Annotated in this window: 20 protein-coding genes; 7 read left to right on the forward strand and 13 right to left on the reverse strand. The window is 64.3% G+C overall.

All coding sequences use genetic code 11. The features are described 5' to 3' along the window. Nucleotides 1–139: 139 nt before the first annotated feature. The 4 genes from L6D77_RS15400 to L6D77_RS15415 are packed head-to-tail and all read left to right on the forward strand — an operon-like array spanning nt 140 to nt 3,623. Nucleotides 140–1,273, forward strand: a complete 1,134-nt coding sequence (locus tag L6D77_RS15400; protein WP_232884399.1) for an ABC transporter permease — start codon at nt 140–142, stop codon at nt 1,271–1,273. Then, nucleotides 1,270–2,061: an ABC transporter ATP-binding protein gene (locus L6D77_RS15405; protein ID WP_232884398.1), complete on the forward strand. Its 792-nt coding sequence runs from the start codon at nt 1,270–1,272 to the stop codon at nt 2,059–2,061. Before L6D77_RS15400 ends, L6D77_RS15405 begins: the two co-directional genes overlap by 4 nt. A 3-nt stretch (nt 2,062–2,064) precedes the next feature. Beyond that, a complete protein-coding gene (locus tag L6D77_RS15410) occupies nt 2,065–3,003 on the forward strand; it encodes an MlaD family protein (protein WP_232884397.1) in 939 nt (312 codons plus the stop codon). Beyond that, a complete protein-coding gene (locus L6D77_RS15415) occupies nt 3,000–3,623 on the forward strand; it encodes an ABC-type transport auxiliary lipoprotein family protein (RefSeq protein WP_232884396.1) in 624 nt (207 codons plus the stop codon). The genes L6D77_RS15410 and L6D77_RS15415 overlap by 4 nt, the downstream gene beginning before the upstream one ends. Here the strand turns inward: L6D77_RS15415 and L6D77_RS15420 are convergent. The 5 genes from L6D77_RS15420 to L6D77_RS15440 form a co-directional block, all read right to left on the reverse strand. Next, nucleotides 3,605–4,834, reverse strand: coding sequence for a nucleoside recognition domain-containing protein (locus tag L6D77_RS15420; RefSeq protein ID WP_232884395.1), 1,230 nt, complete (start codon nt 4,832–4,834; stop codon nt 3,605–3,607). The genes L6D77_RS15415 and L6D77_RS15420 overlap by 19 nt on opposite strands. Before the next feature lie 230 nt (nt 4,835–5,064). After that, nucleotides 5,065–6,399 (reverse strand): glutamate/aspartate:proton symporter GltP, encoded by a 1,335-nt coding sequence (gene gltP / locus L6D77_RS15425; RefSeq protein ID WP_110995031.1) that lies wholly within the window; start codon nt 6,397–6,399, stop codon nt 5,065–5,067. Nucleotides 6,400–7,141: 742 nt separating this feature from the next. Then, complete coding sequence (locus tag L6D77_RS15430; protein ID WP_232884394.1) at nt 7,142–7,612, reverse strand: inhibitor of vertebrate lysozyme family protein; 471 nt, start codon at nt 7,610–7,612, stop codon at nt 7,142–7,144. A 3-nt stretch (nt 7,613–7,615) separates the two neighbouring features. Further along, nucleotides 7,616–7,777 carry a DUF1328 domain-containing protein gene (locus L6D77_RS15435; protein WP_003252966.1) on the reverse strand — a complete coding sequence of 54 codons (162 nt, stop codon included), beginning with the start codon at nt 7,775–7,777 and terminating at the stop codon, nt 7,616–7,618. 36 nt (nt 7,778–7,813) lie between these two features. Beyond that, entirely contained in the window at nt 7,814–8,098 is a 285-nt protein-coding gene (locus tag L6D77_RS15440) for a hypothetical protein (protein WP_232884393.1), read from the reverse strand. 403 nt (nt 8,099–8,501) lie between these two features. Between L6D77_RS15440 and algB the strand changes: the two genes are divergently transcribed. Together algB and L6D77_RS15450 are read left to right on the forward strand one after the other, a co-directional pair. Then, nucleotides 8,502–9,848, forward strand: coding sequence for a sigma-54-dependent response regulator transcription factor AlgB (gene algB, locus L6D77_RS15445; RefSeq protein ID WP_232884392.1), 1,347 nt, complete (start codon nt 8,502–8,504; stop codon nt 9,846–9,848). Nucleotides 9,849–9,856: 8 nt separating this feature from the next. Then, nucleotides 9,857–11,623, forward strand: coding sequence for a KinB sensor domain-containing domain (locus tag L6D77_RS15450; protein WP_232884391.1), 1,767 nt, complete (start codon nt 9,857–9,859; stop codon nt 11,621–11,623). 132 nt (nt 11,624–11,755) lie between these two features. Here the strand turns inward: L6D77_RS15450 and L6D77_RS15455 are convergent, their stop codons facing one another. The 8 genes from L6D77_RS15455 to L6D77_RS15490 form a co-directional block, all read right to left on the reverse strand. Next, the gene (locus L6D77_RS15455; RefSeq protein ID WP_110995026.1) at nt 11,756–13,375 is read right to left on the reverse strand and encodes an EAL domain-containing protein; all 1,620 of its coding nucleotides are present in this window, start codon (nt 13,373–13,375) and stop codon (nt 11,756–11,758) included. Between the two features lie 96 nt (nt 13,376–13,471). Further along, nucleotides 13,472–14,248, reverse strand: coding sequence for an N-acetylmuramoyl-L-alanine amidase (locus L6D77_RS15460; protein WP_232884390.1), 777 nt, complete (start codon nt 14,246–14,248; stop codon nt 13,472–13,474). Nucleotides 14,249–14,331: 83 nt separating this feature from the next. Beyond that, entirely contained in the window at nt 14,332–14,727 is a 396-nt protein-coding gene (locus L6D77_RS15465) for a hypothetical protein (protein ID WP_232884389.1), read from the reverse strand. A gap of 97 nt (nt 14,728–14,824) precedes the next feature. After that, a complete protein-coding gene (locus L6D77_RS15470) occupies nt 14,825–16,807 on the reverse strand; it encodes a GGDEF domain-containing protein (protein ID WP_232884388.1) in 1,983 nt (660 codons plus the stop codon). 96 nt (nt 16,808–16,903) lie between these two features. Beyond that, a complete protein-coding gene (locus tag L6D77_RS15475; protein WP_232884387.1) occupies nt 16,904–17,758 on the reverse strand; it encodes an endonuclease/exonuclease/phosphatase family protein in 855 nt (284 codons plus the stop codon). A gap of 12 nt (nt 17,759–17,770) precedes the next feature. Then, nucleotides 17,771–18,406 (reverse strand): thiol:disulfide interchange protein DsbA, encoded by a 636-nt coding sequence (gene dsbA / locus L6D77_RS15480; protein ID WP_232884386.1) that lies wholly within the window; start codon nt 18,404–18,406, stop codon nt 17,771–17,773. A gap of 212 nt (nt 18,407–18,618) precedes the next feature. Then, a complete protein-coding gene (locus L6D77_RS15485) occupies nt 18,619–19,236 on the reverse strand; it encodes a c-type cytochrome (protein ID WP_232884385.1) in 618 nt (205 codons plus the stop codon). A gap of 31 nt (nt 19,237–19,267) precedes the next feature. Continuing rightward, nucleotides 19,268–19,570: a c-type cytochrome gene (locus L6D77_RS15490; RefSeq protein ID WP_232884384.1), complete on the reverse strand. Its 303-nt coding sequence runs from the start codon at nt 19,568–19,570 to the stop codon at nt 19,268–19,270. A gap of 208 nt (nt 19,571–19,778) precedes the next feature. Between L6D77_RS15490 and yihA the strand changes: the two genes are divergently transcribed. Continuing rightward, nucleotides 19,779–20,411 (forward strand): ribosome biogenesis GTP-binding protein YihA/YsxC, encoded by a 633-nt coding sequence (yihA, locus tag L6D77_RS15495; protein ID WP_125462081.1) that lies wholly within the window; start codon nt 19,779–19,781, stop codon nt 20,409–20,411. The last annotated feature ends 169 nt before the right edge of the window (nt 20,412–20,580 follow it).

Below are 20,580 nucleotides of genomic sequence, written 5' to 3' on the forward strand. Positions count from 1 at the left end.
CCCTAGGATCTCATCCGCCACAAAAAATGCTGGGGCCGCTTTGCGGCCCTTTCGCGGCACAAGGCCGCTCCTACAGGAATGCACTGCTCATCGCGGCCTGCTGCGCTATGATCTGACTCGCCACCCGCCAGTCAGATGCATGGAGCCTATGACCGCCCCGAGCGCCATCCTGGACAACAACCAGCAGCCCTCCCGCCTGCGAATCGTCGGCGACTGGACCCTGGCCCACTACGCCGGCCTCAAGCGCGACTGCGAGCAGCTGCGCAGCCAGTACGGCGCCGACACCCAGGTCGACCTCAGCCAGCTGGGCCACCTCGACACCGCCGGCGCCTCACTGCTGGCCGAACTGCTCGGCGCCGAACGCCTGGCGCACTGTACCGACCAACTCCCCGACGCCAGTCGCGCCCTGCTCAAGAACGTCTACTGCTCGGTGCAGGACTACTGCATCCCGGTCAAGGAGCCCGAGCGCCCGGTGCTGCTCCTGCTGCTGGCGCGCATCGGCTGCGCCGTCGACACCCTGTGGCAAGACACCAAACAGGTGCTCGGCTTTATCGGCCTGATCCTCGAAACCCTGCTGCGCCGCCTGCTGCAGCCCCACCGCTGGCGCGTCACCCCGGTGGTCGCCCACCTCGAACAGACCGGCCTGGACGCCGCCCCCATCGTGGCCCTGTTGACCTTCCTGGTCGGCGCCGTGGTGGCCTTTCTCGGGGCCACGGTACTGGCCAACTTCGGCGCGACGATCTTCACCGTCGACCTGGTGGCGTTCTCTTTCCTGCGGGAATTCGCCGTGCTGCTGACCGCCATCCTCATGGCCGGCCGCACCGCCAGCGCCTTCACCGCGCAGATCGGCTCGATGAAAGCCAACGAAGAGATCGACGCCATCCGCACCCTGGGCCTGAACCCCATCGAGCTGTTGGTGGTGCCGCGGGTGCTGGCACTGCTGATCGCGCTGCCGCTGCTGACCTTCGTCGCGATGATCTGCGGCATCGTCGGCGGTGCGGTGGTCTGCGCACTGTCACTGGGCATTTCGCCGGCCATGTTCCTCTCGCTGCTGCAAAGCGATATCGGCGTGCAGCACTTCCTGGTAGGCCTGGCCAAGGCGCCGTTCTTCGCCTTCCTGATCGCCACCATCGGCTGCCTGGAAGGCTTCAAGGTCAGCGGCAGCGCCGAATCGGTGGGCGCCCACACCACCTCGGCGGTGGTGCAGTCGATCTTCGTGGTCATCGTGCTGGATGCGGTGGCCGCGCTGTTCTTCATGGAGATGGGCTGGTGAGCGGCCGAGAGGCGGTGATCGAAGCCCGGGGCATCTGCAACCGCTTCGGCAGCCAGAGCGTGCACGAAAACCTCGACCTGGACCTGTACCGCGGCGAAATCCTTGCCGTGGTCGGCGGTTCGGGCAGCGGCAAGTCAGTGCTGTTGCGCAGCATCATCGGTTTGCGCCGGCCCAACGAGGGCATCGTGAAGGTGTTCGGCCAGGACCTGGCCACCCTCGACGAAAACCAGCGCTCGCAGGTGGAGCGGCGCTTTGGCGTGCTGTTCCAGAAGGGCGCGCTGTTCTCGTCGCTGACCGTCACCGAGAACGTCGCCCTGCCACTGATCGAGCACGCCGGCCTGTCGCGTGCCGACGCCGAGCACCTTGCCGGGGTCAAGCTGGCCCTGGCCGGGCTACCGATCAGCGCCGCCGACAAGTACCCGGCCTCGCTGTCCGGCGGCATGATCAAGCGCGCCGCCCTGGCCCGCGCCCTGGCACTGGACCCGGACATCCTGTTCCTCGACGAGCCCACCGCCGGCCTCGACCCGATCGGCGCCGCCGCCTTCGACCAACTGATCCTCACCCTGCGCGATGCCCTTGGGCTGTCGGTGTTCCTGATCACCCACGACCTGGACACCCTCTACACCATCACCGACCGGGTAGCCGTGCTGTCACAGAAAAAGGTGCTGGTGGCCGGGCCGCTGGCTGACGTCGAACAAACCGACGACCCCTGGATTCACGAATACTTTCACGGCCCGCGCGGCCGGGCGGCCGAAGACGCCGCCCTGCGCGCCCGCCAGGAGCCTTGAACGATGGAAACCCGAGCGCATCATGTCCTGATCGGCCTGGTCACCGTGCTGGTGGTGGCCGGCGCCATGCTGTTTGGTCTGTGGCTGACCAAGTCCAGCGTCGACGACACCTTCAAGGATTACGAAGTGGTGTTCAACGAGGCGGTGTCCGGCCTGTCCCGCGGCAGCCCGGTGCAGTACAACGGCATCAAGGTCGGTGACGTCAGCACCCTGCGCCTTGACCCGAAAGACCCACGCCGGGTGCTGGCGCGCATTCGCCTGTCCGCCGACACCCCGGTGAAGGAAGACACCAAGGCCAAGCTGACCCTGGCCGGGGTGACCGGCAACTCGTTCATCCAGCTCACCGGCGGCACCCCGCAAAGCCCACCGCTCAAGGGCCAGGACGGCAAGCTGCCGGTGATCGTCGCCTCGCCATCGCCGATCTCGCAGTTGCTCAACGACAGCAGCGACCTGGTGACCAACATCAACCTGCTGCTGCACAACGCCAACCAGATGTTCTCGGAAGGCAACATCGAGCACCTGAGCAACACCCTGGCCAACCTCGACCAGACCACCGGCGCCTTCGCCAACCAGAAGGACGGCATCAGCGAAGCCATTGCTCAATTGAGCCAGGTCGGCAAGCAGGCCAACGCCACCCTGGCCGAGACCCAGGCACTGATGCGCAACGCCAACGGCCTGCTCGGCAGCCAGGGCAAGCAGGCCATCGACAGCGCCGAGCAGGCCATGCAGTCCTTGGCGCAGAGCAGCGCGACCATCAACAGCCTGCTGCAGGACAACCGCCAGTCCCTCGACGACGGCGCCCAGGGCCTGAACCAGATCGCCCCGGCCATCCGTGAACTGCGCGAGACCCTCAATGCCCTCAAGGGCATCTCCCGGCGCCTGGAGGCCGACCCCAGCGGCTATCTGCTCGGCCGCGACAACAACAAGGAGTTCCAGCCATGAGCCCGTCGCCGCGCCTGCTCGCCCTGGCCGTCGCCCTGAGCCTGGCTTCGGCCTGCTCGATCCTGCCGAAAAACGAACCTGTGGATATCTACCGCCTGCCCGTGCACCAGGCGGTCGGCAGCGCCACGCCGGCGAGCTGGTCGCTGCGCCTGAACAAACCCCTGGCCAGCGAGGCCCTGGCCGGGCCACGCATCGCGGTGATCCCCCAGGGTGACGTGATCAGCAGCTACAAGGGCGCGCGCTGGAGCGATCCCGTGCCCATGCTGGTGCGCAACCGCCTGCTCGATGGTTTCCAGCGCGACGGCCGGGTGCAGCGCCTGAGCGCCGACGACGCCAACCTGCAGGCTGACTACGAACTGGGCGGCGAGCTGCAGGCGTTCCAGAGCGAATACCGCTCAGCTGAGCAGGTTGAGGTGGTGATCCGCTACGACGCGCGGCTGGTGCAAGGGCGCAGCCAGCGCATCCTTGCCAGCAAGCGCTTCGAGGTGCGCCAACCGCTCACTGACAAACAGGTGCCGGCCGCAGTTGCCGGCTTCGGCGCGGCCAGCGACCAGCTGGCGCGCCAGGTGATCGACTGGACGGTGAGCCAGGCCGTTCAGGCTCAGGCGAAGAACCAGTAGCAGACGAAGATCGCCGCGACCACGCCGGAAAACTCAGCCAGCAGGGCGCACCCCACGGCGTGGCGCACCCGCTGGATGCCCACCGCGCCGAAGTACACCGCCAGCACGTAGAAGGTGGTTTCGGTGCTGCCCTGGATGGTCGCTGCCACCAGCGCCGGGAAGCTGTCGACGCCGTGGGTCTGCATGGTCTCGATCAGCATGGCCCGCGCCGCGCTGCCCGAGAATGGCTTGACCAACGCGGTGGGCAGGCCCTCGACGAAGCGGCTGTCCAGGCCCATCCAGCTCACCGCATGGCGGATACCGTCCAGGGCCAGCTCCAGGGCGCCGGAAGCGCGCAGCACGCCCACCGCCACCAGCATGGCCACCAGGTACGGCAGCAGGCTCTTGGCCACGTCGAAACCTTCCTTGGCGCCTTCGACGAACACCTCGTAGACCCTGACCCGCTTCAAGGCGCCGATCAGCAGGAAGAGGATGATCACACCGAACAGCGTCAGGTTGCCGAGGATCGACGACAGGCTGGCCAACGCGGCCGCCGAAAGGGTGCCGAGAAACGCCATGAAACCGCCCAGCAGCAGCGCACCCGGGATCAGGTAGGCCAGCACCACCGGGTCCCACAGGCGCAGGCGCTGCATCACCGCCACCGACAGCAGGCCGACCAGGGTCGAGCAGCTGGTGGCCAGCAGGATCGGCAGGAATACCAGGGTCGGGTCGGTGGCGCCCTGCTGGGCGCGGTACATGAAGATGGTCACTGGCAGCAGGGTCAGCGACGAGGCGTTGAGCACCAGGAACAGGATCTGCGCGTTGCTTGCCGTGGTGCTGCTGGGGTTGAGCTCCTGCAGCGCGCGCATGGCCTTCAGGCCGATGGGGGTGGCGGCGTTGTCCAGCCCCAGGCCGTTGGCGGCGAAGTTCATGGTGATCAGGCCCAGGGCAGGGTGGCCGGGCGGCACTTCCGGCATCAACCGGGCGAACAGCGGGCCGAGCACCTTGGCCAGCCATTCGACGATGCCGGCCTGCTCGGCGATCTTGAGAAAGCCCAGCCACAGCGTCAGGGTGCCGAACAGCAGGACCATGACCTCGACCGACAGCTTGGCCATGGCGAAGATGCTCTCGACCATCGCGGCGAAGATGCCGGCGTTGCCGCCGACCAGCCATTGGGCCAGGGCGGAAATGGCCGCCACCAGGAAAAAGCCGAGCCAGAGGCCGTTGAGCATCTGTGATCCCCCGTGAAAAATGCCCGAATGATAGCGCAAGATCGCCTGGAATCATGCGATGCCTGTGGGAGCGGCGGTTCGCCGCAGCGACTTGCCCGCGAACACCGGCAAAGCCGGTGCCATCCACCGAGGCGCCTGCTTCGCGGGCAAGCCCGCTCCCACAAGGGCCGTGTTGAAGCCAAGATGCAAAAAGCCCCGACAAGTCGGGGCTTTTTGTTCAACAGCAAGGCTTACTGGTTGACGGTCTTGCCGGCCACCACTGCCTCGGTCTTGCCTTTGTCCAGCACCAGCGACTTGTAGTACGCCTCGCCTTTCTCGGCGTCGTACATACCCTGCCACTTGGCGATGACCACGGCGGCCAGGGCGTTACCCACCACGTTCAGCGCGGTGCGGGCCATGTCCATGATGCGGTCGACACCGGCGATGAAGGCCAGGCCTTCCAGCGGAATGCCCACGCTGCCCAGGGTGGCCAGCAGCACCACGAAGGACACGCCCGGTACGCCGGCGATACCTTTGGAGGTGACCATCAGGGTCAGCACCAGCAGCAGCTGCTGGCTCCAGGACAGGTCGATGCCGTACAGCTGGGCGATGAAGATCGCCGCGATGCTCTGGTACAGGGTCGAGCCGTCGAGGTTGAACGAGTAGCCGGTCGGCACCACGAACGAGCAGATCGACTTCGGCGCGCCGTACTTTTCCATCTTCTCGATCACGCGCGGCAGCACGGTCTCGGAGCTGGAAGTGGAGTAGGCGAGGATCAGCTCGTCTTTCATGATGCGCATGATCTTGATGATCGAGAAGCCGAACACCCGCGCTACCAGGCCCAGCACCATGAAGGCGAAGAAGGCGATGGCGAAGTACACCAGCAGCACCAGCTTGGCCAGTGGCAGCAAGGAAGCGAAGCCGAAGTTGGCGACAGTGGCGGCGATCAGGGCGAACACGCCGATCGGGGCGTAGTTCATGATCATGTGGGTGACCTTGAACATGGTCTCCGACACGCCCTGGAAGGTACGCACCAGCGGCTCGCGCAGCTCGGCGTTGAGGCTCGACAAGCCCATGCCGAACATGACCGAGAAGAAGATGATCGGCAGCATTTCGCCACGCATCAGCGCTGCGAAGATGTTCGACGGGATCAGGTTGAGCAGGGTTTCGATGAACGCGTGCTCATGCTGCACCTCGGCCGCGGTGGCCTGGTACTTGGAGATGTCGACGGTGCCCAGGGTGCTCATGTCGATGCCGGCGCCCGGGTGGAACACGTTGGCCAGCACCAGGCCGACGACGATGGCGATGGTGGTCACCACCTCGAAGTAGAGGATGGTCTTCAGGCCAATGCTGCCCAGTTTCTTCGCGTCGCCAACTCCGGCGATACCCACGATCAGCGACGAAATCACGATCGGGACAACGATCATCTTGATCAGGCGAATGAAGATGTCGCCGGCCGGCTGGAGGACGTTGCTGATCCACCATGCCTTTTCTGCACTGAAATGATTCAGTAGCGCGCCGACTGCAACGCCCAGCAACAGACCGATGACGATCTGCCAGGCGAGGCTCAGTTTTGCCTTCTTCATGTCATTACCCTTTGTTGTAGTGGTCAAGGACACCAACCGCAAAGCCGCGTACCAGAGCCGTTAAGAACGTTATGGCAGCACGACCTTGGCGTGCGGTGGCCCCATGAAAGGACACCGCGAGCACATCGTTCGAGTGCTTGGGCCAGGGAAAAAGGCGGCAACTATTGCGATGGGAAGGGGGGCAGTCTAATGCCGGAAACGAGTACCCCATGCCGAATCGGCATGAGACCTGAAGACAAAAACGGACATCGCCAAGCCCTTGATTTTCAACGTTCGGATTTCCGAACAAGACCAAAGCGCCATTTTTCGGCAGATTTGGCGGCGTGCGTACGGGGGTTTGAATGGCGTGTTCGACAATCCGAATGGCTGAAATGCCACCGAACCTGAGCTGTCAGTCAGGCTAAAAAATTTCGATGTACGGTCAAGACAAAATGTGTCTTTGGTGAGAAGACGTACATATATAAGGAAGGGATCCCACATAAGGCGCTTCGGAAGCCAGATCGGCTTGGGCGTCCCCAGGACACCGCCGACCTGCAACTTCCGATGCCACCCTCTCCTGACCCGGCCCATTGCGGAGGTACTCCCTGTACCCCTAGGCCACTCCGATCCTGCAACAATCAGAACAGCCCGGCCCCCTGGTCATGCGCTGCCCCTCCTCGGGGCGGCGCATCATAGAAGCCAGAAAGATAGAAAGGTTCAGCTTCTATTTCGTGACAGTGCGTACCCGCCGGTCACAAATGGCTCAGTACCAGTTCGGATCGCGCTTGAGCTGCTCCTGCAGCAAGGCTTTCATGCCGTCGTCAGGCTTGCCCAACCAGCGATAGTCGGCATGGCGGGTGGGCGACTTGTCCGAGGGCAGGCCTTCGGGTACTTCCACGAGCATCCCGTAGGCATTGTCCTTGTCCCAGCTGAACGCCACGATCAGGCGCTTGTAGGTGCAGGTGCTGTCGGTCTCGCACAACGGGCCGACCAGATACTGCTCGCCGTCCTCGGTGACCGCCGACATCTGCAGCGGGGCGCTGCCGCTGAGGTTGATCACCCACTCGGGCAAACGTTCCTCGCCCTTGATCGTGTCTTGCCAGGTTTCCCGGTACTCAGGGTCCGAGCCTAACAACTGGTTGGCCCGGACCTGGCCGTCATTGGCCGCCAGCGCCAGGCTACCGGCGCCCGCAAGCAGGGCGCCGGCCAGGGCATGGCAAAGCATCCGCTTCATGGTTCAACCCCTGCCTCGTCCAAAGAAGAAAGAAGCCACGAACAGCACCAGGAAGACGATGAACAGGATCTTCGCGATACCGGTCGCCGCGCCAGCGATACCACCGAAGCCCAGCACCGCGGCGACAATGGCAATGATCAGGAAGGTGATAGCCCAGCTCAGCATGATGTTTCTCCTTTCGTGTGCAAAATCGTTGGTGGTCTAGAACACCCAGCGTTGCTCGGGCTGGACGTTTTCGACCCGTGCAGGGGAGGTCTCACCCACCGGCAACGGCTCAGCTGCCGCTACCTGCGTGCTCACACGGCTCGCCTTGAGTTGCGTCAGCACCAGGGTCTGCGCCGCCACCTGATCGGCCAGGCGGGCGGTCTGCCAGCTGTAGTAGAACTGGCCGGCCGCCAGGGTGATCAGCAAGGCCGCACCGAGGAACAGCAACTGGCGCAGGGGCAATACGGCGTACTGCGTGCGGTTGACGTGTGGGTGATTCATGCCGGCTCCTCCTGCTGTACTTGTTCTTGAAACCTGAACAGGTAGTTGCAGCCCGCGTGCCAGTCTTTTCTTGTTGAAATAATTCAATAAAATCAGATAGTTACGAAATCATGCGAGTTTGAGCGGAGCGTATCCTGCACGATGACCTGCATTCGCACCGTGCGTTTTGCACGATCTGCTCTCGCCTCTGGCCTGCCGCTTGTAGGGGTCGGCAGCCATCCGCGCATTGCGTAACCTGCATGGCGCCCTGTACCTCACAGCCAACATCTTGGTTATCAGTTACTTAGCCATCATGAAGGCAACCGGCTAGCATGCAGGGCGTCGGATCAATCAGAATCAACCATGCAACTTGCCCGATTTTTCCGACACTAACTGAGATCAATCCCAAAGGAGCGCAGGAAAAATGGAATCAGCCCAGGACAACCAAGGCCGCATTCTGCTGGTGGACGATGAGTCCGCCATCCTGCGTACCTTCCGCTACTGCCTCGAGGATGAGGGCTATAGCGTGGCCACCGCCAACAGCGCCGCACAGGCCGAAGCCGTGCTGCAACGCCAGGTGTTCGACCTGTGCTTCCTCGATTTGCGCCTGGGCGAGGACAACGGCCTCGATGTACTGGCGCAGATGCGCGTCCAGGCCCCCTGGATGCGCGTGGTGATCGTCACCGCCCATTCGGCCATCGATACCGCAGTGGATGCGATCCAGGCCGGCGCCGCCGATTACCTGGTCAAACCCTGCAGCCCTGACCAGTTGCGCCTGGCCACCGCCAAGCAACTGGAAGTGCGCCAGCTGTCGGCGCGCCTGGAGGCGTTGGAAGGTGAACTGCGCAAACCCAAGGACGGCCTGGACTCCCACACCCCGGCCATGATGGCCGTGCTGGAAACCGCCCGGCAGGTGGCGACCACCGACGCCAACATCCTCATCCTCGGCGAGTCGGGCACCGGCAAGGGCGAGCTGGCCCGCGCCATCCATGGCTGGAGCAAGCGCGCGCGCAAGGCCTGCGTGACCATCAACTGCCCATCGCTGAACGCCGAGTTGATGGAGAGCGAGCTGTTCGGCCACACCCGGGGCGCCTTCACCGGCGCCAGCGAAAGCACCCTGGGCCGGGTCAGCCAGGCTGACGGTGGCACCTTGTTCCTCGACGAGATCGGCGATTTTCCCCTCACGTTGCAGCCAAAACTGCTGCGCTTCATCCAGGACAAGGAATACGAGCGGGTCGGCGACCCGGTCACCCGCCGGGCCGACGTGCGCATCCTGGCGGCGACCAACCTCAACCTCGACGAAATGGTCCGCGAGAACCGCTTCCGCGAAGACCTGCTGTATCGCCTGAACGTGATCACCCTGCACCTGCCGCCGCTGCGCGAGCGCAGCGAAGACATCCTGACCCTGGCCGAGCGCTTCCTCGCCCGCTTCGTCAAAGAGTATTCGCGCCCAGCCCGCGGCTTCAGCGACGAAGCCCGCGCGGCGCTGCTCAATTACCGCTGGCCAGGCAACATCCGTGAACTGCGCAACGTGGTCGAGCGCGCCAGCATCATCTGCCCGCAGGAGCGCGTGGAGGTCAGCCACCTGGGCATGGGCGAGCAGCCCACCGGCAACGCGCCACGGGTCGGCGCCGCACTGAGCCTGGACGAACTGGAGCGTGCCCATATCGCAGCGGTGCTGGCGGGCAGCGACACCCTCGACCAGGCCGCCAAGACGCTGGGCATCGACGCCTCCACGCTGTACCGCAAGCGCAAGCAGTACAACCTGTGAGAACGCCGATGAAGCTGCGCACGCGGCTGTTCCTGAGCATTTCGGCGCTGGTCACGGTGGCCCTGCTGGGGCTGCTGCTGGGGCTGGTCAGCGTGCTGCAGATGGCGACCATGCAGCAGCGCCTGGTGCAGGACACCTCCCAGACCCTGGAGCTGGGGCTCAAGTTGCGGCAGAACCTGGGCGAGCAGCTGACCCTGATGCTCGACGAAGACACCACCGCGCAAAGCCTGGTCGGCTTGCAGAACGAGTTCCAGGCGCTGCTCACCCGAGGGCTGGAGCAGGGCGGCGAGCGGACCGGTTTCAGCAAGGCCGCCAGCCATTACCAGGCCTTCCTCCAGGCCTACCGGGAAAGCCCGGCCCCCGCACGCAGCCTGGGCACCGAGCAACCCCTGGGGGCGGCATTCAGCCAGTTGCGCAACGACCTGCTCGACTCCCACGAGCAGGCGTTGCAGCACATCACCCGCAGTGAGGAAACCTCCCGCGACCGTGCCTTGCTGATCAGCGGCCTGCTCGGCCTGATGGGCCTGGCCGTGCTGGTGGTGGGTTTCATCACCGCGCACAACATCGCCCGCCGCTTCGGCCAGCCCATCGAGGCGCTGGCCAAGGCCGCCGACCAGCTGGGGCAGGGCAATTTCGACGTGACCCTGCCGGTCACCCAGGCCACCGAACTGAGCCAGCTGACCCGCCGCTTCGGGCTGATGGCCGATGCCCTGCGCAAGCATCAGGCGACCAACGTCGACGAACTGCTCGCTGGCCAGCAGCGCCTGCAAGCGGTGCTCGACAGCATCGACGACGGCCTGCTGATCATCGACCGCCAGGGCCGCCTCGAGCACTTCAACCCGGTGGCCCAGCGCCAGCTGGGCTGGGACCACGACCGCCTGGGCGCGAGCCTGGCCGAAGCGCTGCAACGCCCGGAGCTGGAGCAGCAACTGCGCCAGGTGCTGCGTGGCGGCAGCCTGGACCGCCCGCCCGACGACCTGAGCCTTGAGGTGGACGAAGAAAGCCGCCTGCTGACCTACAGCCTGACCCCGGTCAGCCACCCGCAAGGGCCAATCCTCGGTGCGGTGATGGTGCTGCACGATGTCACCGAACAGCGCGCCTTCGAGCGGGTGCGCAGCGAGTTCGTGTTGCGTGCCTCCCACGAACTGCGCACCCCGGTCACCGGCATGCACATGGCCTTTGGGCTGTTGCGCGAGCGGGTCAGCTTCCCGCCCAACGCACGTGAGCACGACTTGCTGGAAACCATCGGCGAGGAGATGCAGCGCCTCACCCAGCTGATCAACGACCTGCTCAATTTTTCCCGCTACCAGAGCGGCCTGCAAAAGCTGGAGCTTGCGCCCTGCGCACTCGACGATCTGTTCGAACGGGCCCAGGCCCGCTTCGCCGAACAGGCCGCGGCAAAACAGATAGAACTGATTCGCGAACTGGAACCACCGTTACCACGGATCCAGGCCGATATCGCCCAACTCGACCGGGTGCTGGACAACCTGCTGCACAATGCCATCCGTCATACCGCCAGCGGCGGGCATATCCGCCTGCATGCGCGGCGGCACGCCGAGCGGGTGATCGTCAGTGTCGAGGACAACGGCGAAGGCATCGCCTATGGCCAGCAGGGGCGGATTTTCGAGCCGTTCGTGCAGGTGGGGCGCAAGAAGGGCGGTGCCGGCCTGGGCCTTGCGCTGTGCAAGGAGATCGTGCAGTTGCATGGCGGGCGCATGGGGGTGTTCTCACGGCCAGGGCAGGGGACACAGTTCTACATGGCGTTGCCGGTTTGAGTGCACTGCCAGACAAGAAGACCGGGTTTGATTCACCGGCCTCATCGCCGGCAAGCCGGCTCCCACAGGGGCTACGGTGATCCTTGTGGGAGCCGGCTTGCCGGCGATGGGGCCTGAAGGGCGGCCGCGCACTCAAGGCTCATCATCGATCCGTCGCCCCGCCACCCGCCGCCCGCGGGTAATCAGCTCGGCGAACTGGCGGGCATTGAGCGGGTGGGCGAACAGCCAGCCCTGGCCGTAGTTGACCCCCTCGCTGCTGAGGAACTGCGCCTGGTCCTCGCACTCGATACCCTCGGCAATCACCCGCAAGTGCAGGTCGTGGGCCATGCGGATGATGTGCGGGGCCACGCCACTGCTGGCGGCATCGTGGCCAAGGGCGTCGATGAACGCCTTGTCGATTTTCAGGCAGTCCACGGGCAGGGTCTGCAGATAGGCCAGGCTGCAATAGCCGGTACCGAAATCATCGATCAGCACCTGATGCCCTTCCGTGCGCAGGGCCTGGAGGTTATCCCGGGCCACCACCACGTCGATCAACCCGCGCTCGGTCACTTCGAAGGCAATCTGGCTGGCGGCCACCCGATGCTGCGCCAGCAGCCGCGCGGCAACCCGGCCGATGCGCGGTTCCATGACATCGCAGGCCGCCAGGTTCACCGAGATGTACAGGTGGCGGTTGGCGCGCAGCAACTGGCCGAGCTGTTCGAGCACCCGCTGCAGGACGAAGTCGGTGATCTGGCGGATCTGCCCGGTATTTTCCGCCAACGGGATGAACAACTCCGGGCTGGTCAGGCTGCCGTCCGGGCGACGCCAGCGTATCAGCGCCTCGGCCCCCACACAGCGGCGGCTGTCCAGCTCGATGATCGGCTGGTAGAGCACCTGCAGCTCGCCCCGGCGCAAGGCCTGCTGCAGCTCGGAGCTCATCGAGCGGCGCTGCTGGATCAGTTGCAGCACCAGCCAGCCGATGCAGCAAGCCAGCACCAGGCTGCCCGGGAACAGCAGCCAGAGCAGCCCGTTGAGTTTGAGCGGCAGGCTGGCCCGCGGGGCGATCAGCACCAACTGGTAGTCCGGCGACTTGGTGGCCATGCGATAGACCAGCCGATCATGCAGCTCCAGCAGCGACTTGTGCGACGGTGGCGGCCAGTCGGCAGTGGGCGGCCAGGCCTGGGGCGGGCCAAGCACCGGGATCGCACGGTTACCACGGTCGAGCACCACCAGCAGGCTGCCGCCCGGTGGCAGGTCGACCACATCGCTCAGATGACCGCGTGAGGTCGACACCAGGAAGTTGCCACGACCAAGCATCAGGGCAGCCAGGTTTTCATTGGGTTCGGTGGTGGTGTTGAGCCAATAGCTGTAGGTCGGCCCTTCAATGTCCGGCGCACGCAACGGCTCGATGACCCGCTCCCCCCCGCGGTTGGAGCAGGCCGACTGACCATCGGCGTAGGCGGCTTCATAAATGAACCGCGACTTCAACGCCACCTGCTGCAACAAGGCCTGCATCGGCGGGCCGCAACCGCGCAGGGACTGCGACTGCAACTGGTCGACCCCTTCACGCAACTGGCCAAACACCTGCTCAAGGCGTTCGAGAAAGCGCTCGCCACGGGCATTCATCTGCGCGCTTTCACTGTCCTTCATCTGCTGCAGGGTCACACCCACACTGGCGGCCAACAGCAGCGCAGCGCTGCCCAAGGCCGCGAGCACTGCGAGCAGCCAGGGGTGGTGAAAAAATTGACGCACTGAGGCGTTAGGGGCAGGCATGCGCGGCATCCAGTTGAATACCAAAGGTATAGCAACTGAAATGGCAGCCAGCTTTGCCGTTCGGAAGACGGCGCCGCGAAGCAGCCCCCACCCGGTTCAACGTTTGCGGTTGAGCACCTGGAGCATGGCGGCAGTCTGCGCATCCGGCACGCCGTCGAAACGCTGCGGGCGAAAGCGCATCTGGAACGCCGCGATGACGTGGCGCGTGGCCACATCGAGCTCGCCGGTCTGGTCGATGGCATAGCCGAAACGCGCGAGTTGCTGCTGGTACCAGGCGACGGTCGGCGGATTGACCTCGAAGTAGGCCTGTTGGCGTGCCACCGACGCGGCGTCCGGCCAGATGCCCAGCCCGGCATCGGCCAGGCGCTTCCAGGGGAACAGCGGCCCGGGGTCGAGCTTGCGCAGCGGGGCGATGTCGCTGTGGCCGATGATATGGCGTGGGTCGATGTTGTTGCGCTTGACGATGTCCTTGAGCAGGGCGATCAGCGCCTGCACCTGCGCTTCGCTGTACGGGTGCCAGACCCGGCCAGCCGGTGTGTCTGTGTAACCCGGGTTGACGATCTCGATGCCGATGGAGCTGGAGTTGAGCCAAGTGCGGCCTTGCCACTGGCTGTCGCCGGCATGCCAGGCGCGACGGTTTTCGTCGACCAGCTGGTAGACCGTGGCCGGGCCATCGCCGATCAGGTAGTGGCTGCTGACCTCGCCGTGGGTCAACAACGCCAGCGAGCGCTCCAGCGAAGCGTTGGTGTAATGCACGACAACGAACTGGATGCGGCTGTCCTGGTTGGCCGAGGGGTGGCTGCGGTCGATGCGCAGGCCGCTGGTACAACCGGCCAGGGCCAGCAGGAGCAGGGTGGTGATAAGTGTTTTCATTGCAGGGAGCACGTCATGATGAGCCGACAACAGCGCTACAGTATAACGTGCTCCTGATCTGGCGTTAGCAGGAAAAGGGCCGCTTAACGCGTGCACATGATCAGAAACTCCAGCGAGTTGTCGCCACTCGGGCCGCGCATGTCGACCAGTTGGGTCATGACAGTCAGGCCCCCGGCAAGCGGCTTGCCGATAACCTTCGCCTGGCCGTGCAACTGCCGGTCGTAACTGCTGACGTCAATCGGCGACACCGAGCAGAAGCCTGGGTCCTGTTGCACGATGCGCGGGTTGAACTTCAGCTTGTACTGGGTGAAATAGTTAGCCTGCGCCTGGCGCTCGACGTCGCGAATCCACTCCGGCCATTGGCGCAGGACACTGCCATCGGCAGCCACATGCGCAGTCAGCACCACATCCTTGGCCATGGCGTTTGCCTGAAACATCAGGCTCAGCAGCAATGGCATGATCCACTGGGTCATCTTCATTCTTGCACTCCGGGTTGATCGATCTGATGGCGATGCGCTGAAAACCAGCGCTCGCCCGCAGTGTCGATGACCCCGCAGTGGCCCAAGCGGTATCTATTTATGCCTGCTCGACGCGATTGCGCCCCTTGTCCTTGGCCCGATACAAGGCTTCGTCCGCGCGCTTGAGCACCTGGTCACCACGCTCGCCGGGGCGGAAGGCGCTGAGGCCGATGGACGTGGTGATCACCACCCGCTCGCCCTTGAAGTGGAACGGGCAGGCCTCGATCGCCGCCCGCAGTGCTTCGGCAACCTGCACCGCAGTGGGCGGTGAAGTTTGCGGCAACAGCAGGACGAATTCCTCACCGCCGAAGCGGGCAATGAAGTCGCGGCCACGCATACGCTTGCGCAGTTGGTCGGCGACGATCTTGAGCACTTTGTCGCCCGCCAGGTGGCCATAGCCATCGTTGATGCGCTTGAAGTGATCGAGGTCGAGGATAGCCATCGCCAGATGGCCGCCGTTTTCATGCCAGTCGAGCACTTCCTGTTCGACCCGCTCGGACCAGGCTGCGCGGTTGGGCAAACCGGTCAGCGGGTCGATCATCGCTTTCTGCCGCTGCTCCTCGAGGTGCTCGCGGTAACCGAGGGCTTCCTGCTCCATGCTCGCCACACGCTCAGCCAGCCCTTGCAGGCGGCCGGCCAGCTCCTGCTCGCGACGGTCACGCTCGTGCTGGTGGTCGTCCATGGTCACCAACAACCCTTCCAGGCGGCCCTCCAGGATGTGCTTGAGGCTGTCGACGTCGGCAGCACCCTGCACGCTGCTCTGCAGGCCATCGACCTGTTCGCGCAACTGGCTGTCCAGCTCACGGGCCGCAGAACTGTTGTCGGCATGGCCGGTGCTGGCTTCGTGCAGGTGGCTCTGGAAGCTTTCCAGGCGTTCGTTGAGCTGCTGCAGGTAGGTTTCGAACTCGTGCTGGCCGCTGTCGGTGATGGCCAGCATCAGCACCGCCAGGTCATCCAGCACCGGGATCAGTTCATACCAGTTGAGGCCGCGCGCCACGCGCTCGCGCATCTCCAGGGCTTGGGCCTTGTGGCGCTCGGGCAGGCTAAGGTCGTCGAGCAGGCCGATCAGGGTCTGCTCGATATGGGCGGCCACCTGGCTGTAGGGCGGCTCGACTGCGTCGGGCAGTGCATACGGGCCGTCTTCGCCGGCCAGCGCTTCGAGTGTCTGTACAGGTGATGGCTGTGTGACTTCGGGCACAACCTCGGCAGGTAATGGCACAGGCTCAGCCGCCTGCTGCTTGATGATCTGCGTCTCGGGTTGCGGCTCAGCCTCAGCCTCAGGCTCGGCTGGCGGCCGGGGCGGCGCGAAGATCGCTTCCACGGCGTCGACCAGTACCGGGCCCGATGCCTCGATTATCGGCTGCTGCGGTGAGGCGGATACGCTGGCCGCAAGCGGGTGGAGCTCATCGGCATCCTGCGATTGCGTACTCGGCTCGGCATCCGGGCTCGCTCTATCCTCAGGTTGAGCAGGTTCTGGCGCTGGCGTGGCCGCAGGCTGCTGATCGCCTTGCGCTTCATCGCGCCCACCGAACAGGCGCTGCAGCAAACCCGGGTGGGCTTCGTCGTCCGGCTTTTTCACCGCACTCAAGGCCCGCCCTTGCAGACCGCTGAGCTCACCCAACAGGGGTGGCAGTTCACGGGACTGGCTGACGCCGCCATCGAGCTTTTTCGCCAGTTTCTTCAGGGGCCGCGAGACTTCACCGGGGAGCGGCAGGGCCTGCAATTGGCTCACCAGCGCAGTCAGCGCGTCACTGACCTGGTTCATGCGGGTTTCCCGGCGTTGCTCGGAGTCGAGCACGGCCTTCTCCAGGCGTGGGATCAACCCGGCAAGCCCGGCGTCCATATTGTCGCTGCGGATGACTTCGCGCATTTCCTTCATGCACTGGTCGACGATCTTGTCGCTACCTTCCGCCGCCAGGGTGCTGCGCACCAGGCCACGACGCAACAGGTCAAGCCGGGCGTCCCAACGCCGCTCGAGCTTTTCCTGCTGTTCGATGCTTTTAAGGTATTTTTCTTTCCAGCGCTCGGCTTCTTCGGTCATGCCTGAATCCGCAAAGGGTGATGGCATCTAGCCCTGTGATGACTGGATTTCGGCACAAGTCGCCAACACTTGAACGCGCCGATCGCGTACGCAGGCCTAGCTCAGGACCGGCAGCGTATCCACAGTCAGGGCATCAGGCAATCGGATCTCGACGGCAACGGGCAGGTGATCGGAAATCGGTTGTGCCAGCACCTCGACTCGCTCCAGGGTGAGGCTCGGGCTGAGCAGGATGTGGTCGAGGCAGCGCTGTGGCCGCCAGCTCGGGAAGGTGGCCTCGACCTGAGGGGCAATCAGGCCCAGGTCGCGCAGCGGCGAGTGCTCGAGCAGGTCGGTGGCGTGGGTGTTCATGTCACCCATGAGGATCTGATGACGGTAGCCGCCGATCAGCTCACGAATGTAGGCCAGTTGGCGGGCACGGGTCTTGGCACCCAACGCCAGGTGCATCATCACCACGATCAGCGCATTGTCACCTTCGCCAAAGCGCACCAGAATCGCGCCGCGACCGGCCGGGCCGGGTAGCGGGTGGTCTTCCAGGTGCTGGGGTTTCAGGCGGCTGAGGACGCCATTGCTGTGCTGGGCGAAACGCCCGAGGTTGCGGTTGAGCTGCTGGTACCAATAGGGGAAGGCGCCCAGCTGGGCAAGATGCTCCACCTGGTTGACGTAGCCCGAACGCAGGCTGCCGCCATCGGCCTCTTGCAGGGCCACCAGGTCGAAGTCGCCCAGCAGGTCACCGATCTTCTGCAGGTTGCCTGCACGCCCGGTGTGCGGCAGCAGGTGTTGCCAGCTACGGGTCAGGTAATGGCGGTAGCGCTCGGTGCTGATGCCGACCTGGATGTTGAAACTGAGCAGCCGCAGGCGACCATCTTCTGGCAGGCCAGAGGCCTGCAGGTGATGTTCGTTGACCTGCGGCTGGTGCAGGCCGACGCCACGGGTAGGGCGCAAGCGAGCCATGGGATGCGCCGCTTACTTCGCGGCGCGCTCCTTGTCGATCAGCTGGTCGGCGACGTTCAATACGCCTTCCGGACCACCGGCGGTACCCAGGTCGAAGCGGTACTTGCCGTTGACCACCATGCTTGGCACGCCGGTGATTTCATACTTCTTGGCCAGTTCTTTGGCCTGGTTGACCTGGCCCTTGATGGCGAAGGAGTTGAAGGTGGCGAGGAACTTGTCCTTGTCCACGCCCTGGGTGGCCAGGAAGTCGGCCATGTCTTTCGGGTCGGTCAGGCGCTTGCGCTGGTTCTGGATGGCATCAAAGACTGCGGCATGCACCTTGTGCTCGACGCCCATGGCTTCGAGGGTCAGGAACATCTGGCCGTGGGCATCCCACGGGCCGCCGAACATGGCGGGGACGCGCTTGAAGTTGACGTCCTTGGGCAGCTTGTCGACCCACGGGTTGATCACAGGTTCGAAGTGGTAGCAGTGCGGGCAGCCGTACCAGAACAGCTCGACCACTTCGATCTTGCCCGGCACAGACACAGGGACGGGGTTGCTCAGCTCGATATATTCCTTGCCGGCGGTGGCAGGCTCCGCGGCCTGTACGGCGGCCATACCGAACACGCTGGCGGCGACCAGCGCAGCGCTGAGAATCAGTTTACGCATGCTTTACTCCTGAGCAGTCTTTGGTCGCCTCGACGCGACCTGCTTGGGACAGGGCGGGAAGGGCGTGAGTTCTGTAGTGTACGACCCTGAACGAAAAAAAGGGCAGCGCGAGCTGCCCTTTCATCTTTGCCGTACATCATTAACCCATTGTTAACGCGCGGGTTGTAGAGCCCTGATGCCGGCAAGCAGGCGCCAGAACCCGGCGACAGGCCTCAGTGCAGGCCCTGGATGTAGCTGGAAAGCGCCTCGATATCCTTGTTGCTCAGCTTGCCGGCGATGGTGCGCATGGTCATGGCATCGCCGTCGTTGGTGCGGTTGCCTTCACGGAAGTCCGTGAGCTGCTTGGTCACGTACTGGGAGTGCTGGCCGCCAAGGTGCGGGAAACCGGCCAGGGCGATCCCAGCGCCATTGGGTGAGTGACAACCGGTGCAGGCGGGCATGCCTTTCTCCAGGTCACCGCCGTTGAACAACGCACGGCCACGCTCCACCAGTTTCGGGTCGGCGGCACCGACGCTGCCTTTCTGGCTGGAGAAGTACGCGGCGATATCGGCCAGGTCCTGGTCGTTGAAGTTGGCGAGCATGCCCGTCATCTCCAGCACGGTACGCTTGCCGGCCTTGATATCGTGCAGCTGTTTTTCGAGATAGCGCTCGCCTTGGCCGGCGAGTTTCGGGAAGTTCGGCGCCAGGCTGTTGCCGTCGGGGTTGTGGCAGGCGCCACAGACGGCCGTCTTGGCCTGGCCAGCGGCAGCATCGCCTTTGATGGGTTCGGCAGCAGTGGCCGCACCCGCGACACCCATGGTCAACAGCAGACTCACGACTAGTTTGTTCATCAGCTAATCCAACACGGCTAAGGGTGAAATGTTATGTATCGGGACTGCCGCTCATCCAAAGGATGACCAATCGGTAGTCCTCGGCACTGCAGTCCATGCACAATCCACGCGGCGGCATAGCCTTGAAACCCTGTGTAACATGCGCCACCAGTTGCGCCATGCCGTGCGCCAGCCTTGGCTCCCAGGCCGCCCGGTCACCCCGCTTGGGTGCCTGTGGCAGCTGCCCGGCGTGACAGGCCGCACACGTGCGGTTGTACAACGCCTCGGGATCCTGTGTAGCCTGTGCGCTGAAAAACGGCAGGAACATACCGACAGCAAGCAGCCATTTCGCCATGCGGAACGACCTGACAGGGTTGGGGGCCGCGCTGCGTTCTGTTGCGCGAGCTATTGTTCGGCACCCCATGCCCGTTCTCCTTCGCTGGGAGAATGAGCACACAAAAACTGGGGCATTATATACTTCCGCCATCCAAACGGAAACGACACCGCTTGCCGCGGCTGGGCCAACCGTTCCAGTGCCGGGCAACACCCACATCGGATATCCCATGCAAGTCAAGAACCCCATCCTCGGCCTCTGCCAGAAAGCCACCTTCGCCCTCAGCGCCGCCAAGGTCGAACAATGCCCTGAAGACCAGGGTTACGAGGTGGCCTTCGCCGGCCGTTCCAACGCCGGCAAATCCAGCGCCCTCAATACCCTGACCCATGCCAGCCTGGCGCGGACTTCCAAGACCCCAGGCCGCACCCAGCTGTTGAATTTCTTCAGTCTGGACGATGAACGGCGTTTGGTCGACCTGCCGGGCTACGGTTATGCAAAAGTGCCGATCCCGCTCAAGCAGCACTGGCAAAAGCACCTGGAAGCCTACCTGGGCAGCCGCGAGTGCCTGCGCGGGGTGATCCTGATGATGGACGTGCGCCACCCGATGACCGACTTCGACAAGATGATGCTCGACTGGGCCAAGGCCAGCGGCATGCCCATGCACATCCTGTTGACCAAGGCCGACAAGCTGACCCACGGCGCCGGCAAGAACACCCTGCTCAAGGTGCAGTCGGAAATTCGCAAGGGCTGGGGCGACAGCACCACCATCCAGCTGTTCTCGGCGCCCAAGCGCCTGGGGCTGGAAGAAGCCTACCGCGTGCTGGCGGACTGGATGGAGCTGGAAGACAAGCCGGTGGCGTGAAGCTGCCAGTGCGGCTGTGGGAACGGGTTCGACTGCGAATACGATGCCGGGCCCTGCGAGGCATTCGCGGGTAAGCCCGCTCCCACAGGCATCGCGCCAGGCCGCAAACGCTGAATTGCGGGCAAAAAAAACCCCGGACTTCGTATGGGGAGGGGGAAGTTCGGGGTCC

This window comes from Pseudomonas parasichuanensis (genome assembly GCF_021601385.1).
GTDB lineage: Bacteria > Pseudomonadota > Gammaproteobacteria > Pseudomonadales > Pseudomonadaceae > Aquipseudomonas > Aquipseudomonas parasichuanensis.